Source organism: Aquirufa antheringensis (assembly GCF_023921165.1).
Taxonomy (GTDB): Bacteria; Bacteroidota; Bacteroidia; order Cytophagales; family Spirosomataceae; genus Aquirufa; species Aquirufa antheringensis.
Genome location: NZ_CP049835.1, coordinates 1,230,108 through 1,246,669 on the forward strand (window position 1 = coordinate 1,230,108; position 16,562 = coordinate 1,246,669).

General features: G+C 46.9%; 13 protein-coding genes. 7 read left to right on the forward strand and 6 right to left on the reverse strand.

Annotated features, from left to right (window positions below):
- Positions 1-56 precede the first annotated feature (56 nt).
- Positions 57-2,621, forward strand: coding sequence for a TonB-dependent receptor (locus tag G9X63_RS05605; RefSeq protein WP_252621756.1), 2,565 nt, complete (start codon positions 57-59; stop codon positions 2,619-2,621).
- A 50-nt stretch (positions 2,622-2,671) separates the two neighbouring features.
- Here G9X63_RS05605 and G9X63_RS05610 read toward each other — a convergent pair whose 3' ends face one another.
- A complete protein-coding gene (locus G9X63_RS05610; protein WP_252621758.1) occupies positions 2,672-4,153 on the reverse strand; it encodes a DUF1593 domain-containing protein in 1,482 nt (493 codons plus the stop codon).
- A gap of 1 nt (position 4,154) precedes the next feature.
- A complete protein-coding gene (locus tag G9X63_RS05615) occupies positions 4,155-4,730 on the reverse strand; it encodes a pentapeptide repeat-containing protein (RefSeq protein WP_252621760.1) in 576 nt (191 codons plus the stop codon).
- Between the two features lie 34 nt (positions 4,731-4,764).
- On the opposite strand from G9X63_RS05615, the gene G9X63_RS05620 reads away from it, so the two are divergent.
- Genes G9X63_RS05620 through G9X63_RS05630 form a run of 3 tightly spaced genes read left to right on the forward strand, consistent with a single transcriptional unit; the run spans position 4,765 to position 8,598 of the window.
- Positions 4,765-5,871, forward strand: a complete 1,107-nt coding sequence (locus tag G9X63_RS05620; protein WP_252621762.1) for an alpha/beta hydrolase family protein — start codon at positions 4,765-4,767, stop codon at positions 5,869-5,871.
- A 53-nt stretch (positions 5,872-5,924) separates the two neighbouring features.
- On the forward strand, positions 5,925-7,976 hold the full coding sequence (locus G9X63_RS05625) for a glycoside hydrolase family 97 protein (protein WP_252621764.1): 2,052 nt from the start codon (positions 5,925-5,927) through the stop codon (positions 7,974-7,976).
- 1 nt (position 7,977) lies between these two features.
- Positions 7,978-8,598 (forward strand): alpha-ketoglutarate-dependent dioxygenase AlkB family protein, encoded by a 621-nt coding sequence (locus G9X63_RS05630; RefSeq protein WP_252621766.1) that lies wholly within the window; start codon positions 7,978-7,980, stop codon positions 8,596-8,598.
- Here G9X63_RS05630 and G9X63_RS05635 read toward each other — a convergent pair.
- Positions 8,544-9,299: a 1-acyl-sn-glycerol-3-phosphate acyltransferase gene (locus tag G9X63_RS05635; protein WP_338079082.1), complete on the reverse strand. Its 756-nt coding sequence runs from the start codon at positions 9,297-9,299 to the stop codon at positions 8,544-8,546. The genes G9X63_RS05630 and G9X63_RS05635 overlap by 55 nt on opposite strands.
- 71 nt (positions 9,300-9,370) lie before the next feature.
- Here G9X63_RS05635 and G9X63_RS05640 point away from each other — a divergent pair, with 71 nt between their 5' ends.
- Both G9X63_RS05640 and G9X63_RS05645 read left to right on the forward strand, forming a co-directional pair.
- Positions 9,371-10,264 carry a bile acid:sodium symporter family protein gene (locus tag G9X63_RS05640; protein ID WP_276532680.1) on the forward strand — a complete coding sequence of 298 codons (894 nt, stop codon included), beginning with the start codon at positions 9,371-9,373 and terminating at the stop codon, positions 10,262-10,264.
- Positions 10,257-11,279 carry a sodium:calcium antiporter gene (locus G9X63_RS05645; RefSeq protein WP_252621772.1) on the forward strand — a complete coding sequence of 341 codons (1,023 nt, stop codon included), beginning with the start codon at positions 10,257-10,259 and terminating at the stop codon, positions 11,277-11,279. The genes G9X63_RS05640 and G9X63_RS05645 overlap by 8 nt, the downstream gene beginning before the upstream one ends.
- On the opposite strand, the gene G9X63_RS05650 is transcribed toward G9X63_RS05645, so the two are convergent.
- From G9X63_RS05650 to G9X63_RS05660, 3 genes are read right to left on the reverse strand one after another with little or no spacing between them, the layout of a single operon-like run.
- Positions 11,232-11,486 carry a VF530 family protein gene (locus G9X63_RS05650; protein ID WP_252621775.1) on the reverse strand — a complete coding sequence of 85 codons (255 nt, stop codon included), beginning with the start codon at positions 11,484-11,486 and terminating at the stop codon, positions 11,232-11,234. The two genes, G9X63_RS05645 and G9X63_RS05650, sit on opposite strands and share 48 nt — an antisense overlap.
- Entirely contained in the window at positions 11,483-12,004 is a 522-nt protein-coding gene (locus tag G9X63_RS05655; RefSeq protein WP_252621777.1) for a gamma carbonic anhydrase family protein, read from the reverse strand. Before G9X63_RS05655 ends, G9X63_RS05650 begins: the two co-directional genes overlap by 4 nt.
- Positions 11,995-12,504 carry a KdsC family phosphatase gene (locus G9X63_RS05660; RefSeq protein ID WP_252621779.1) on the reverse strand — a complete coding sequence of 170 codons (510 nt, stop codon included), beginning with the start codon at positions 12,502-12,504 and terminating at the stop codon, positions 11,995-11,997. Before G9X63_RS05660 ends, G9X63_RS05655 begins: the two co-directional genes overlap by 10 nt.
- Positions 12,505-12,556: 52 nt before the next feature.
- On the opposite strand from G9X63_RS05660, the gene G9X63_RS05665 reads away from it, so the two are divergent.
- Positions 12,557-16,492 (forward strand): hypothetical protein, encoded by a 3,936-nt coding sequence (locus G9X63_RS05665; protein WP_252621781.1) that lies wholly within the window; start codon positions 12,557-12,559, stop codon positions 16,490-16,492.
- The last annotated feature ends 70 nt before the right edge of the window (positions 16,493-16,562 follow it).

The window sequence follows — 16,562 nt, forward strand, 5'->3', positions numbered from 1 at the left end:
ACAATCTACTAAATCGGTAGAGTTTATAGTGTAAAGCAAAATATAATCCGCTGAGTATGAATAAGTTTTTTACCCTACTAGTAATCCTGACCGTTTCGACGGCTACTGCCTTTGGTCAACAAGCAAAATCCACCATCAACTCGACCTTAAGTGGTCAAGTGCTGGATGAAAAAACGAAAGAGCCCATTCCTGGTGTTTCTCTTTATATCAAGGGAACCACGCACGGTGTGATCACCGATGCGGAAGGTCACTTTTACTTTCAAACGGGTCAAAAATTCCCCTACTTATTGGTCGTCAGTTTTGTGGGTTATCAAAAACAAGATTACATCGCTCAAGGAACGCCAGTGACTATCTACCTAAAGGAAGAGACAAAGGAATTAGAAGAAATCGTCGTGACCTCTCGTCGTAGGAAAGAAGCGGTGCAAGATGTGCCTATTCCGATCACTGTCATCGGTGGTGCGAAAGTGGCTGAGACGGGATCATTTAATGTGAATCGTTTGAAGGAATTCATCCCTTCTGTTCAGTTGTATTCCTCGAACCCGCGTAATACCTCTTTGAGTATCCGTGGTTTGGGGACGACGTTTGGTTTGACGAATGATGGTATCGATCCGGGTGTAGGTTTTTATGTGGATGGCGTGTATTATGCGCGTCCGGCAGCGACGACCATGGACTTTGTGGACATCGAACAAGTGGAGGTTTTGCGTGGGCCTCAAGGTACCTTATTTGGTAAAAATACGACAGCCGGGAACTTCAATGTGACGACTAAAAAAGCGAGTTTCACACCTGGGGCGAACTTCGAATTGAGCTATGGTAATTACGGATTTATTCAGGCCAAAGCCAGTATCACTGGGCCTCTTTCAAAGACATTAGCTGCTCGTATTTCCTTTTCTGGAACGCAGCGTGACGGGTTATTGTACAATGTGGCGACCCAACAAAAAGTAAACGACTTGAATAATTTGGGTGTTCGCGGTCAACTATTATTTGCGCCATCTGAGAAAGCGAAGTTCACCTTAATCGGGGACTTCACACAACAAAATCCGAACGGTTATGCACAAGTGATTGCCGGTGTGGCTCCAACTTTGCGTGCGTCGTATCGCCAATTTGAAAACATTATTAAGGATTTAAATTATCAATTGCCTAGCCGTAATCCATTCGATCGTTTGATCGATCACGATACGCCTTGGCGTTCTGGCCAGAAATTAGGCGGTGTTTCTGTGAATGCGGATATTCAACTAGGACCAGGAACATTGACTTCGACATCTGCTTGGCGTTTTTGGGATTGGGATCCATCGAATGACCGCGATTTCACGGGCTTGCAAGCTTTAAAAACTTCTGCCGCTACTTCTTATCATGAACAATGGTCGCAAGAAATCAGATGGGCGGGAACGTTCTCGTCTAAATTGAGCGCGGTATTTGGAGCCTTTGTTTTTGGCCAAAACCTAAAATCAAATCCTGATCAAACCGAAGAAGGCGGATCTGCCACGTGGAGATTTAACCAAAGTACGACCAGTGCGCTTTGGAAAACACCGGGTCTTTTCGAAGGTTACGGAATCAAAACTCGTTCGAATTTGAACACACTTTCAGCCGCTGTTTTCGGTCAATTAGACATTGCATTATCCAACAAAATCAGCTTAATGCCGGGTATTCGCTATAACTACGACGCGAAAGATTTGACCTACAGCCGCAAGACCTACGGCGGATTGCAAACAACGGATGCGGCTCTGATTGCCTTGAAAAAATTAGTGTATTCTGACCAGGCATTCAACGCGGATGTAACAGATCGCAATTTCTCTGGTCAAGTTACTTTGGCCTACAAAAAATCGAAGAACTTCAACTCATTCGTGACTTTTTCAACCGGATATAAGCCTGTAGGGTTGAATTTAGGAGGTTTACCTTCGCTAAATGGCCAGCCTTTATTAGACTTAGCCACGATTAAACCGGAAGGAACGAAGCATTTCGAATTAGGATTTAAAGCAAAACCTAGTGTGAATACGACGTTTAATTTAACCGCTTACAATACAGATATTACGGATTACCAAACCTTAGTGCAAACTCCAGATCCAGCGGTTAACCGTGGTTATTTAGCGAATGCAGAGGGTGTGCGTGTCCGCGGTCTTGAAGTAGATGGGACCTTGAGTTTAACGAAACATTTCTCATTCTATGGTAATCTAGCCTATACAGAAGCGATTTATACTTCCTTCAAAAACGCACCAGTACCTTTAGAGGAAACAGGAGGAGCAGCATTCTACAAGGATATTTCAGGCCAAGAATTGCCAGGAGTTTCTAAATGGGCCGCATCCTTGGGGGCAGAATTTACCTCAGTAGCTAAGTTATTAGGCCAAACAGGGGAGTTCTACATCGCTGTCGATGACTACGCTCGTTCCGGTTTCTCTTCAAGCGCAACTCCATCGAAATATTTGAACATTGAAGGCTACTCTGTATTAAACGCACGCATTGGTTTCAGAGCGGCAAAAGGGGTGAGCATCTCGATTTGGGGTAGAAATGTGTTAGACCAAAACTACTTCGAACAATTATTGCCAGCCGGAGGTAACGCCGGTCAGTACGCCGCGGTTTTAGGTGACCCTAGAACGTACGGCATTACGCTTCGTCATTCTCTTTAATAAAATGGTTAATTAGTTTTTAAGTCGCCTGGGATTCCTGGGCGGCTTTTTTATTGTATTGTGATTACTACACGTCTATAACGGGTTAAGGCAGGAGAACCATTGTCCGTTCCCTCCACCACGACGTGAAAAGTGTCGCCCTTTTTTGCGGTAGCTGGTATTTGCACTTTTACCGTTGCGTTTTCTATTTGCACTTCCGCTTTCCCGGATCCTGCCTCCGGATAAGGCCAAACCTTCAGCTTAATGGCGTGCCCATCGGGGTCTCTAGTAATCACATGAAGGTCAAGGCTTGCGCCTGGTTTTGCGTACACATGCATGCCTTCACTGACCGTTATCTGCGGCGCATGATTCGCGTCTTTGAACGATTTTACACACCAATCTGCCCGGGCCGCGAAGTCTTCTTGTGCGGCGATTAACCAGCGGGTTTGGGAATAAGAAATGTCTAATTTACCGGTCTCCGGATTAAAATCCGCCGCTTTATCGTTGTCTTCGAAGCGATACGGATTTCCCTCTGCAAGAGCGAATCGACCACCCCAACCACCGTAGGACGGGTTATTCAAGTTATTTAAACCCACATCCACCAGGTGCAAAAACGCGGGAGAATCTCCCTCGGAAATAAAATCAAAAGGTTGGAAAGATCCCCATTGCGCATCCTTCAGCTTGGTCGGATCACCGTGTATGTGCTCGTCGTCGCCGGGCTGCTTTTGGCCATCCCCGTAGGCATAATACATCTGTAAAAGAGGCCCGTGATTCTGGATGATTTTAGGCCCCATATAGGTTCCCTCAAAATAGGGTTGCGTCGCCTTAGGCATCACACGCTTCCATGGATAAGCGAAACTGGCAAACTGCTGCGCATTGTAAAACACGCGAATCTGCGGCCAATGTCCAGCGATGTAATTTTTCAGCGTCGCATCCTGATCCATCACGGTGTAGATAATGGCTTTTCGAGAGATTTTATTTTTCAATGCATCCCAGCCCGGCTTTCGCGTAAACTGCTCCTCTATCGATTTCAAAGCTCTAGCAATCGTATTTGTTCCACCCCAGGCTTGCAAGTAGATGGGCTCCGGATCGTTGTCTAACAATTTTGCTTTGATCCATTCTGATCCTTCGGTCACCTGCTCCATTTCTCCTTCGAAATCGATATTCCCCACCTTGACCAGTGAGTTTAAATAGGCAGGAGATGGGTATTTTTTGTCATGTAAAATCAGGTTCGGATGAACTTGTCCATACGCTTTCAATAAATCTTGAATCCATTGAACGCCTGGCCAGCGAAGGTCTGTTTTCGCGCCGTACATCTGGCGGGTCATCTCCATTTCGGAGGTGAATTTCGTCCCTTTCCCGTCGCCCTTATAATGCCACATCGAACTCGAATACACTAAGCCCTCCAGCTGGTATTCATTCGAATACAATAGCATTCGGATGAAGGTGTCCACGTCATCGATTTCGCCGTCAGTTGTCACAATCGTACGAGGATAGCGGCCTTTCGCGAAAAGCGTGGTGCTCAGTAGGAGTAGGAATAAGATTTTTTTCATATTAGGTGATAGAGATGTCAAAGCCCTGTAATAATCCTGCCAAACCATTCTGCGAAAACTTCGCTTTCTTGATCTGATTTATGCTGGGATGAATGATAAAATTAAACGCGCTGCGGAAGTCCGCTTTGCTTAGATTCGTCTGGTCAAAAAGTGCCCCAGCCAAATCGCAATCATCGAAAATAGCTTCCGAGAAATCAGATTCCGTGAAGTCCACTTCGTGCAAAGAACAGCCCACGAACTTCGCCTTTTTCCCCTTGATTTGGTAGAAGGAAGACAAGTTTAAAACGCAGCTATCGAAGCTTACTTCGAACAAAAAAGGGTTGCAGGCTTCGAAGCGAAGGCCCTGCATTTTGCAGTCTTTGAAATGCACTTTTTGGAGCGCTGCTCCGCTGAGTTTGACTAAACTGAGATTACACGATTCAAAAACACAGTCGATGAACTGGAATTGTTGAAAATCAGCCGACTCAAACAGGCAGTTCTTGAAAACGCAATGTTCGTATTCGCCCATGGCGAGTGTGCTTTCTTTCTCGAATTTTTGGTCGACGATATAGGGCTTCTCCATGCCGCAAATTACCATTTTTTCCCTATTTTGCTTCTCCTTAATCTTCACTATGAAAAAACTATTCCTCTTCCTCGCACTTAGCACCACCCTTTTCGCCCAAGAAAAAATCGATTTAGGTACCCTGAAAGGGGGCGGCTATCAAGTTTTGATGCCTGCTAAATGGAACAAAAAACTCGTGATGTATGCCCACGGGTACCAATTTATGGGAACCCCGGCGGCGAGTGCCAATGCGGGATTAGATAAGCGTTTGCAGGTAATTTTGGATCGTGGTTTTGCCATTGCGGCGTCGGATTATCCCATTCAAGGATTTGCTTTACCCGAGGGAGTGGATGCGACCGAAGAATTGCGCCAAGCTTTCGTGAAGAAGATGGGCCAGCCGGACTCGACCTTTATGATGGGGCACTCGATGGGCGGTGGAATTACGTTCGCGACGTTGGAGAATTTTGGCCAATACTATCATGGTGGATTACCCTTATGTCCGCTTTCTTCTCGCCCGTATTTACAGTGCAGAAAAGAGTACGATATGTACGCCACGATGAACGGTTTGTTCCCGGGAATCGTGCCTTCGTTGAAAGATATTTTTGACGTCAATAGCTCTGTCGGTTTCGTATCCTTTGCAACGGCAGGCAAACGCATGGGGGAGATCAAAAAGGCTTTATTGCAGAAAGATTCCGTGTTAGCCGTGGCTTTTGCGAAGCGTTTTGACTTGAAATTTGATGACCTTCCTGGCGCCTTATTTTTTAACCAAAACGTGTTACGCGACATCGCCCTCAAGCTAAAAGGCAATCCTTTTGACAATACAGAAACACTCTATACAGGCTTCCCAGATAACTTGAAAGTAAACGCAGTAGCAGAACGCTTACCTGCCACGAAGGATCAGGCAGAGCTTTTTGCACGCTACGACCGCACCGGAAAAATTGATAAGCCAGTCGTGTTAATGCACACGATTTACGACCAATTAATTCCGGTTTCCTATGCCGTGACGAACATCGAAAATATGATTCACGCGCAAGGACGCGATCAATATTTTGCCGTTAAATACACGAACGGTCAGGCGCATTGTCAATTCACAGACGCACAGACCGCTAAAGCATTTGATGCGATGCGCGCTTTTGTGAAGACGGGAAAGAAGCCAGCGATCGAGTTTTTGCCCTAGGCAATTTTGCCTATCATTTACCGTTTAATCTATTATTTTAGTAATTTTGCGGTATGAACAAAACCCTTCTTCTCCTACTTTTGAGCGTCTCTTTATTCGCCCAAAAATCGTTTAAGATAGCTTCGCCTACAGATCAAATTTCAATTCAAGTATCGCAAGGTGCTGACAGAGTCCTTAAATACCAGGTTTTTTATAAAGCCAAAGAGGTTATCGCCCCTTCTGATTTAGGTTTGACTCTGAAGAAACCCGCTTTGGAATTACGTAAATTTCAAATCTTAGGCGTGGATTCTACCATCGTAGATGGCACCTGGAAACCGGTGTGGGGCGAGGTAAAGGAGATCAGAAATAACTACAAGGAATTGACCCTGCATTTGAAGGAATCGGGGGTATTGATGGACGTGATTTTTCGCGTTTTTGATGACGGAATCGGATTCCGCTATTTCTTCCCTTCGCAAGACAATTTCAAACATTTTATCGTCGATAACGAGTGGTCTTCTTTCACGATGACGGGCGACCACAATGCCTTCTGGATTCCGGGAGATTACGATACAAACGAGTATACCTACCAAAGAACCAAAATCTCCGAAATCGATGCCCTAGCCGCTGCAGCCAAGGAAAAAGACATTGCGGTGACGTCTTTAATGGGCAAAAACTTCGTCCAAACTCCCTTAATGTTAAAGTCGGCGGACGGCATATACGTGAATGTGCACGAGGCGGCGTTAGTGAATTATCCGGCGATGCATTTGAAACTGGAGGGACTCGAATTTACATCGGCTTTAGTGCCAGATGCGGTAGGAAATAAGGCCTATGTGCAGACGCCATTTAATACTCCTTGGAGAACGATCGTGATGTCGAATAAGGCGGAACAGATTTTGGCCTCTAAATTAATCTTGAACCTAAACGAGCCTTCGAAAATCAAGGATTCCACCTGGATCAAACCCCAAAAATTCATGGGCATGTGGTGGGAAATGCACGTGGGCAAGGCGAACTGGCCTTTGGCAGGTGGAAAACACGGCGCAAATACGGAGAACGTGAAACGCTACATCGACTTCGCGGGCAAACACGGATTCGACGGCGTCTTAGTGGAAGGCTGGAACACGGGCTGGGAAGATTGGTTCGGAAACTGGAAGGAAGAAGTATTCGATTTCGTGACGCCCTACGCGGATTACCAAATTGACACACTGACAAAATATGCTGCTTCTAAAGGTTTGAAGCTAATTATGCACCACGAAACCTCGAGTTCTGTGACGAATTACGAGCGCCGAATGGACGCAGCCTACCAATTTATGGTGGACAAAGGAATCAACACCGTGAAGACTGGTTACGTGGGCAAAATCATCCCTCGTGGCGAGCACCACGACAGCCAATGGATGGTCAACCACTACAACCGCGTCGCTGAGAAAGCGGCAAATTACCACCTGATGGTTGATTCCCACGAATCCGTTCACCCGACGGGTTTGCATCGCACGTATCCGAACTGGATGGCCGCAGAAGCCGCTCGTGGATCGGAATTCAATAACGCGCCTACACTTGGAATAAACGCGGAGCACACGACTATTCTACCATTCACCCGCTTGATGGGCGGACCGATGGATTATACGCCGGGCCTTTTCCACATGAACTTGAATCAATTTGATTCGACGCGGACGACGAAGGTTCGGTCTACACTGGCCAAACAATTAGCCCTCTACGTCACCCTCTACAGCCCATTACAAATGGCGGCAGATTTGCCGGAAAATTACGAGCCTAAACTGGACGCGTTCCAATTCATCAAGGACGTGGCAGTAGACTGGGATGACACGAAAATCATCACCGCAGAACCGGGCGAATTCGTAACGATTGCGCGCAAGGCAAAAAACAAGGACACCTGGTTCATCGGTTCGATCACGAACGCGACGGCTCGCAATATGTCCTTCGATTTAGACTTTTTAGATCCGGATAAAACCTACGAAGCGATGCTCTACCGCGATGCGGATGATGCGGATTTTGAGAAGAATCCAGAAGCCTACGTAGTCGAAAAACGCCTCGTAACGGCGAAGTCAAAAATGACATTCCGCCTGCAACGCGGTGGCGGCTGTGCCATCAGCTTACGACGTCTGAACTAACATGGAGCTATTCGATTTCCCTGCGGACCCTTCTATAAACCTGCTTCCAGGCGACGGAATCGTTCATTATTACGGGAAGTTGATGTCCTCTACGGAAGCAGCCGATATGGCGCAGGCCTTATTAGAGCGCATCGAATGGCGCAACGATGAGGCGGTCATTTATGGCAAACGCATCATCACGAAACGCAAAGTGGCTTGGTACGGGGACCAGCCTTTTTCGTACACCTACAGCAATACCACGAAGACAGCCTTGCCTTGGACGCCTGAATTGCAAGCCTTAAAATCCCTCGCGGAAAAACACTCCGGCGAAACCTATAATTCCTGTCTTTTGAACTTGTACCACAACGGCACCGAAGGAATGGCCTGGCACAGCGATGGCGAAAAAGACCTGAAGAAAAATGGGGCGATTGGCTCGCTGAGTTTTGGCGCAGAAAGAAAATTCTGCTTCAAGCACAAACAATCTGGCGAAAAAATAGACGTCTTCCTCGAAGCAGGAAGCTTACTCGTTATGAAAGGCGAAACCCAAACCCACTGGCTGCATCGTCTGCCACCCACCACAAAAGTGCATCAACCCAGAATCAATTTGACCTTTAGAACAATCGTCACCACGAGCGCGACGTAAATGGGGAAAGTAAAAAGCAAAAGGGCGAACAAGACCGAATCATAAAAGACAGAATCCTTCGTTTTCGCCGCCGCAAATGCCCGTACCGGAATATACAGAGGCAAGGCAAAATAGTAAAGCAATCCGCGTGGGAATCCTACGTGCTTCGGAACCTCAATCAAGCGTTCCATCTTCTCGAAAACCGCCGCGTTAAACTTGACTCGATCCGCTGCTTCCACGATAGGCGAAGTCCACGACATATTTTTGAAAGCCAGGTGAATTCCCTTCCCAAAAGCCGTAAAACTCGAATACCCAATCCCCGCAATCTGAACAATCGGGAAGATTCCCTCCGCGTGTGCACTCTCTAAAATGCGGCTCGCGCCCTTTTTAAACGGTTGCAACTCATGGGTATTGAGACAGATTCCTTCGATGAAAATCAATACAATTCCGTCGTTGCGTAGGCATTCGACCGCCTGGCGGAAGGTGTTTGAATTCAGGTGCAGGTGCTCTTTCCCTTCTCGTTGGCGAAAGACGGGAAGCATATTTAATTGTCTCAGCAAAAACCCGAAAACCGGATTTCTAAACACGTCTCCCCGCGCTAAATAATTGATATTTCGCGGATACAAAGCGCCTATGATGACGGCATCTAAAAACGAATCCGGGTGGTTAACGACTAATAAAACGGGGCCTTTGGTTTTCATCAGCTCCGCATTTTTCACCACGAGGGACGGGCAAAAGAGTCGCAGCGCGAATCGAACAAAGATTTTTAGGAGAAAGATCAAGTATTTCTTTAATTTTAAGCACCGCAAGGTTTAAAAATTTTCGCATGCAAGCAAGCTTTCTCTCCGTCGTTTTAATGCCCATCGCCCTCGCGATAATTATGACCGGATTAGGTTTGTCGCTGACGATGGCGGATTTCAAGCGCGTCTATGAATATCCGAAAGCGGTCATCGTAGGCCTAGGAACCCAAATGATTCTGCTGCCTATCATCTGCTTTTTCATCGCGAAAGGGCTAAACTTACCCCCTGAATTAGCCGTCGGTTTGATGCTTTTAGCTGCGGCTCCTGGCGGTCCTTCGGCGAATTTGTATTCGCATATTGCCAAAGGTGACGTCGCGCTGAATGTCACCCTCACCGCCCTCAACAGCATTTTATCGGTGGTTTCCATCGCTTTTATCGTCAATCTTTCGATGAAATTATTGATGCAGCAGGACGCCTATGTTCCTCTGCAATTTTCGAAAGTATTAGAGGTATGTTTGATTGTTATTTTACCTGTTTCGGTGGGTATGCTGGTTCGAAAAAAAGCACCCGGATTTGCACAAAAGCTGGAGTCTCCCGTGAAAATCTTATCCGCGATTTTCCTCGCCTTAATTATCGTTTTAGCCGGATGGAAAGAACGCGATCACTTGATGCGCGATATTGAAACGGTCGGTTTGGCCTGTCTTTTATTTAATGTGGCCTGTCTTTCAATTGGGTATTTTCTGCCGCGATTGTTGAATTTGGAGAAGAAGCAAGCTATCGCGATAGGGATGGAGATCGGGATTCACAATGGGTCTTTGGCGATCTTTATAGCCTTGAGCGTGATTGGGAATTGGACAATGACGATTCCGGCGGTGGTGTATAGTATCATCATGTTCATCACGGCGGCTATTTTTGGCTGGCTGGTAAATCGCGGTGAACATGTCTGATTTCATCCTAGTAGCAATTTTTCTGGTTTCAACCGCCGTGATCTGGATCACCGGAATCCACTTGACTAAGGCCATTGACCATATTACAGACCACTATGATTTAGGGGAGGCTTTTGGGGGGATGGTTTTTTTGGCCATCGTGACTAATCTGCCTGAAATCGCTATTACGGTTGTCGCGGCCTATCACCGAGATTATGATATCGCCGTCAGCAATATTTTAGGCGGCATTGCGATTCAGACGGTGGTGCTGGTGTTAATCGATGTGTTTGGGGTGGGGAGATCGGCCCCCTTGACCTGGAAAGGGCATTCAAAGGTACTCGTTTTAGAGGGTGTGGCGCTTATATTTATCTTGACTTTGGTACTGATGGGGACCACATTCCCGTCCTCTTTCCTGCTATTGCGTTCGACCCCATTCGAGTGGATGATTGCATTAATCTGGTTAGGATCGATTTTTATGATTGCCAAAGTAGGTAAATCCGAGCCGGACTACCGCAGCAAACAAGATGTGAATTACCAGCTTCGTCATCCCAATGTCCGTTTTAAGGGGACATTACGTCAAGCCTTTTTCGTCTTAGCGGGTGGCGCCGTGCTCACCTTAAGCGCTGGCTGGGCCTTAGAAGCTTCTGGAGAAATGTTGTCTGTTCGCTGGGGGATTGATGGCGTACTATTTGGAGGAACAATACTGGCACTTTGTACCGCCTTGCCGGAGATTTCCACCGGAATTGCGTCAGCACGGATCCGGGATTATAATATGGCGGTGAGTGATATTTTTGGCGGTAATGCCTTCTTGCCGGTCTTGTTTTTAGTCGCCTCACTGATCGGTGGCGACGCGATTTTGCCGAGTATTTCTAAACCAGATATTTACCTCACGGCTTTGGGCATCTTCTTAACCGGCATTTACATGGTGGGAATGGTGATACACCCGAAAAAGCAAATTCTGCGGATGGGCTACGACTCCTTTGTGGTCCTACTCGTCTACCTGCTGGGAATGGCGGGCCTTTTTGTGCTTCTCTAGTTTTTTAAGGTTCCAAACATACAGCGTCTCCACCTTCGCCCTCGCCCAAGGCGTCTTGCGCAAGAATGTCAAGCTAGATTTGATACTCGGATCGCTTGCAAAGCAGTTAATGCGGATTTTGCGAGCCATCTCTTCCCAGCCTAATAAATCGACTAGATCAGTTAAGATTTTCTCTAAAGTTACACCATGAAGTGGGTCGTTACTCATTTGGTAGGGTTTGAAAACCAAGACGCGTATTCTACATAATTATAAGCCGTGCGCTTGAAAACTTCGGCAGCCTCTGGGCTGACATCTTTTAAATATTTGGCTGGATTTCCCGCGTAAATACTGCCTGCCGGCACCCGAGTTCCTTGTGTCACCACGGCACCTGCTGCAACGATACTGCCTGTTTCAATGTAGGCGTTGTCCATCACAATGGCGCCCATTCCGATAAGTACGTTGTCCTCGATAGTGCATCCATGAACGATCGCGTTGTGTGCGATAGAAACATAATCGCCTATGTTGGTGACGGTTTTTTGGTAGGTACAATGCACCACCGCACCGTCCTGAATGTTCGAATAATTGCCAATGCGGATGGAATTCACATCCCCGCGAACAACCGCATTGAACCAAATCGTGCACTGCTTTCCGGTCTGCACATCTCCCACAATCGTGGCATTAGGCGCGACCCAATTGTCTTCTCCTAAAACAGGCGATATCCCTTTCACTGGCAAGATTAAGCCCATTTTCCTTGGAGTTTTAATACTTTTTCAATCACATCTCTCACTGCACCGCGGCCTCCATTAAAAGGCGAAACGTATTTCACGACTTGGTGCAATTCAGGAATCGCATCTGCCGGGCAGGTGCTTAAAATATCCGGGCGAGACAGGACTTTTAAATCGGCCATATCGTCTCCCATATATAGGATTTCATTTTCTTTGACCCCTAATTTGGGCAATAATTCGAGGTAGGTTTCTAATTTATCTTTGCCGCCTAAACCGAAATAGATGTGTTGAAACTTGAGGTTTTCTAAACGTTTTTTGACCCCTGGATGACTTCCGCCTGTGATAACGCACATTTGAAAATTAGCCTCTCGCGCCTTTTCTAGCGCATAGCCATCGCGGATGTAGAAGGTGCGGAAATGTTCGCCTGTCTCCAGAACGTGTACATTGCCGTCCGTCATCACACCGTCGATGTCAAAAATAAAGGCTTTAATTGCTGAGAATAAGGAAAGTACGTTAGACATAGGGATTATTTTGACCCAAATATCTGAATATTTTATGTATTTTTATCCCTTTATGCAGAATACGATCACATTCTTTCGCATCCTACTTTTCACCCTCGCTCTGAGTTTTGGCCTTTCTGCGCAAAAGATTCAGGTAGGGCCCTATTCGCTGCGCGTGAATAGCGCTCAGAAAGAGAAGAACCAGTGGGGGCCCTCGGAAATCACCTATCGGGTCGCGAATGATAGCCTCGTTTTTCAAGTGACGGAATTTTCGTGGGACGAAAAGTCGAAAACAGGTATGGCCAAAGGCGGAGAAATTCAAGGTGAAAAACTAGGGCACAAAAACGCGCGTCTACAAATCGATGCGATGCAATTTCAACCGGCGAATGGGACTTTGCGTATTATTTCAGCGGACTGGATAGAAAACGAACGCGAGTTAAATGGCGAGGGATCGCTCACCTTACGGCGAAAAGACAAATACTTCTCTTTCGAATTTAAGGGAACAGAATTCACCGAAATGACGGGGGATGTGTGGTCCGCGGAGGGGAAACCCGTTTTCAAGGATCTGCGGAAAGGTTTAAGGGACGGGGCTTTGCATTTCCAACAGCTGGGAACGATGGCTGCGCCACTGATCTGGTTCTTGCCAGACTCGTCAATTGTCGTTCCGCAAGGTCGTTGGAGTAGTCCATTAAGCGAAAACGATTCGCTCACAAGAAAGGATGTGGCCGGTCAGTATTATCCGAAAAACCAGACCTTCCATTTTAAAAAATTACCCGGGGCCACGAACCGCGCCTTGTTCGAAGACACGTTCCACGAGATGCGGATGTCGGTGGATTTAGGGGTACTAAGGGTCAAGGAAAAGCGCATCGATTTTTACCAAATTTCCGGACGAAACCAAGTTCCAGCCTGGCTTGAGTCGAAGGATTATTACAACGACGGCCGTATTCAGGAATTACAAGGCTTGTTGAATTATAGCCCGATGCGGATTCTGTACCGCTATGTAGTGGAGAATAAAGTAGAGGCGGCCACGATAGGAGACCTGGCTGTTTTAGTAAATCGCCGGCCAGAGCAGATTCAATCCGGTTTTCAGTCCTACGTGGATGCGGGCTATATGCAAGTGGTGGACGGGTTGTATTCTTTTACGGCTTTGGGGCGGCATTATGCACGTGTGGCGTATGAGAAAAAGGATTTTGATACCTTTTATGCGGCCTCGATGGGCGAAAACCTCGATGCGGATTCCGCCTCGATTTCCCTCGATTTAGTAGACAAGAAATTGCGCATTCGGGGTATTCAGCAGGTGATGATTTCGGATTCCTTGAAGGCGGAATTTATTCCCTATGACGAGGCGTTGACCTTCCAAAAAGGCCGCGATTTCAATTTCCTAGGCGAAATCAAGATTGGCGATTACCGCTTCCGAGGCCCAGATTTTGCCTTCAAGTTCAACGACTTTACCGCGCAATTCGCGCAGATTGATTCGATCACTTTTATCCCTAAAGGCCAATCCAAAGAATTTGGAGGGGCTTTTCGCTACGGATCTGGTTCTCTGATTTTGAGTCCACCAGGAAATAAGTCGGGACGTTTTGGCGTAGCGGAATATCCTAAATTACTTATCCCAAAAGGGATGACCGCCCACTTCGACGAGCCATGGCGCGCGAATGGGGTGTATGATTCGACCTACAATTTTAAGGTGCCCAGCATTGCATTAGATAGTTTGACGCAAAAGGCGCCCGTATTTGTGGGTACTTTCCATTCCAAAGGACTTGTGCCACCATTAAACACGCAATTGATCTTGAAGCCGGACCAAAGTTTTGGCTTTACCTATACCCAGAAAACGCCCCTAAAAATCTATCAAAACAAGGCCAGCCTCAGCCTGAGCGCCCCGCTGGAAATGGACAAAAAGGGCCTTCACACGGCAGGATCTTTCTCGATGGATGGGTTCCAATCCACGCTAAAAGAGGCCTTCCTGTATCCGGATTCGCTAATTAGTGTCGGCTCCGAAGGTAAACTAGGGGAGATGGCGAACAAGAAAGGCCCCATTGCGAGTCTGCCAGGACACCGATTCACCTGGTTGCCACGCGAGGATTCCCTAGCCATTTATCCGGAGAAGAATTCCTTTGCGCTCTATGCGAATCAATTGCAATTAGAGGGTCCGGTTTGGATGCACAAGAAGCAGGTTTTTGGGAGGGGCGACATTACCTTAGGTGACGGAAAACTGAAATCAGAACTGTATTATTTCCAACCCGCGACGTGGAAATCGAAGGATGCATCGCTCACCATAGGATTGAAGAAACCGGTATTCCAAGCGGAACGGATTTCTATCGAAGCTGCACCCGGCGCGGTGAATCTGAACTTTAAAGCGGTGGAAGATGCGAAAGCGCTATTACCTATTCAAGGGTATTCCACGACTTACGCAGGAGCGGTTTGGGAGCAAAAAAACCAAAAGATCAAGCTACAGAAGCCCGTTTTACACATCTTAGATTCTACTTCGAAAGCGGGGCCCATCACCGCGAAATCCGGGGTGCTGGATCAAGTTTCTGAGGTCATTTCGCTAGAAGGCGTGAAAGAAATCGAGATTGGGCCAGCGACGGTTTATCCGGCAAAAGGTCTATTAGCGATTGCGAAGGGTGGCCAATTTAAATCTTTAGTAGGAGCGAGGGCGACGGTGAATGGCCATGTTTTGGCAAACATCAACACCGTTACCGCTAACGCGAATCGATTTACGGGAACAGCGAATTACTTGTTGCCGGTGGAGGGAAGCGACAGCTTGGTGATTCCGATGAAGAACTTCGATTTTCTGCCGGAGGGAATCCGAGCCGAGTCGCGCTACATCGAGAAAACGCCTTTAAAATTAACGGCACACCAAGAATTCAAAGGCGATGTGTATTTCTTATCGGAGAAACCGAGTTTGGAATTCAAAGGATCCATCAGACCCTTATTAGGCACGCTAAAATTCAAAACGGCCTGGATTCCGTTCGCGAATTCGAAGGGAATTGTGGTGAACGACGAGTTAAAAGACGAACTCGGTCGCTCGGTCACCGCCGGCATTTTCGTGAATGCGGCGAATAAATTATACCCTTCTTTCCTGGGCCCCATGTCGAATGAAGACGACCCCGTCTTGTTCAAAGCGGCCGGCGAAGTGACGGAAGCGTCCGAAGTGTACAGCATTAAAAACGCGGAATCGCAGATGCATTTATCGATTCCGAAAAAGCGCGTGGACACGGACGGGATGGTGCAATTATTCACGGGAAATAAGCTGGTACGGTCTTTTGGTAAGATTTCGATGTCCATTGACACGCTGATTCCGCGCATCGAATCTTGGCTCAGTTTACAGTTTCAAGTGCCGGTTCCCATTCTACAGAAAATGGGCGATCGCATCGTGAAATATAACCTAGAGGAAGGCTTGCTAACTGCGGCAGCGGATGAGCCGGCGGATCGAGATGAATACTTGAAGCGAGTGGAACCGATTTTGGGCAAAAAAATTCCGGAGGCCACAAAATCCAGAATGGATCGGGAGCATTTGGCCTTGGATAAAGTGGATCCTGAATTTGCGAGCATGATTAATTTTTCTTCGGTAAAATGGGTTTGGTCGCCTAATTTGAGTGCTTTTTACTCGATTGGGGATTTGCCTTTGATCAATGTGGGACCGGTGGATGTGAATGCCACGATTAAGGGTTTTATGGAGGTGGTGAAGAAGCCAAACAAGGAAGAGTTTTACGCCTATTGGGAATTATCCGAAGATCTTTGGTATTATTTCGCTTATTTTGAGGGGGAGTTAGGTGTTTATTCTTCTGACAATTCCTTTTTAGCCACAGTGCGTGAGTCGATGAAGACACAGAAAAAAGGCGGAGTAAAAGTCGTAGAGGCGGCAGCAGAAGAAAAAAATGCGTTTATCAAGCGCTTCACTTCCTATTACAAACCATTGATTCCGGTGAAGAAAGCGCCGGCTAAGATAGAACCAACAAAAACAAAACCAGCCAAGAAAGGCAAAGAGAAGAGCGGTGGATTTTAAGAGTATAACCTTTTTACAGCATTTTTTTGATTGCTTAGACCGCTGGGGTCTGGTGCGTCGTGACCCGTTT

Coding starts and splice junctions, on each gene's coding strand:
- G9X63_RS05605 (WP_252621756.1), top strand. CDS start 57: ATGAATAAGTTTTTTACCCTACTAGTAATCCTGACCGTTTCGACGGCT.
- G9X63_RS05610 (WP_252621758.1), bottom strand. CDS start 4,153: ATGAAAAAAATCTTATTCCTACTCCTACTGAGCACCACGCTTTTCGCG.
- G9X63_RS05615 (WP_252621760.1), bottom strand. CDS start 4,730: ATGGTAATTTGCGGCATGGAGAAGCCCTATATCGTCGACCAAAAATTC.
- G9X63_RS05620 (WP_252621762.1), top strand. CDS start 4,765: ATGAAAAAACTATTCCTCTTCCTCGCACTTAGCACCACCCTTTTCGCC.
- G9X63_RS05625 (WP_252621764.1), top strand. CDS start 5,925: ATGAACAAAACCCTTCTTCTCCTACTTTTGAGCGTCTCTTTATTCGCC.
- G9X63_RS05630 (WP_252621766.1), top strand. CDS start 7,978: ATGGAGCTATTCGATTTCCCTGCGGACCCTTCTATAAACCTGCTTCCA.
- G9X63_RS05645 (WP_252621772.1), top strand. CDS start 10,257: ATGTCTGATTTCATCCTAGTAGCAATTTTTCTGGTTTCAACCGCCGTG.
- G9X63_RS05650 (WP_252621775.1), bottom strand. CDS start 11,486: ATGAGTAACGACCCACTTCATGGTGTAACTTTAGAGAAAATCTTAACT.
- G9X63_RS05655 (WP_252621777.1), bottom strand. CDS start 12,004: ATGGGCTTAATCTTGCCAGTGAAAGGGATATCGCCTGTTTTAGGAGAA.
- G9X63_RS05660 (WP_252621779.1), bottom strand. CDS start 12,504: ATGTCTAACGTACTTTCCTTATTCTCAGCAATTAAAGCCTTTATTTTT.
- G9X63_RS05665 (WP_252621781.1), top strand. CDS start 12,557: ATGCAGAATACGATCACATTCTTTCGCATCCTACTTTTCACCCTCGCT.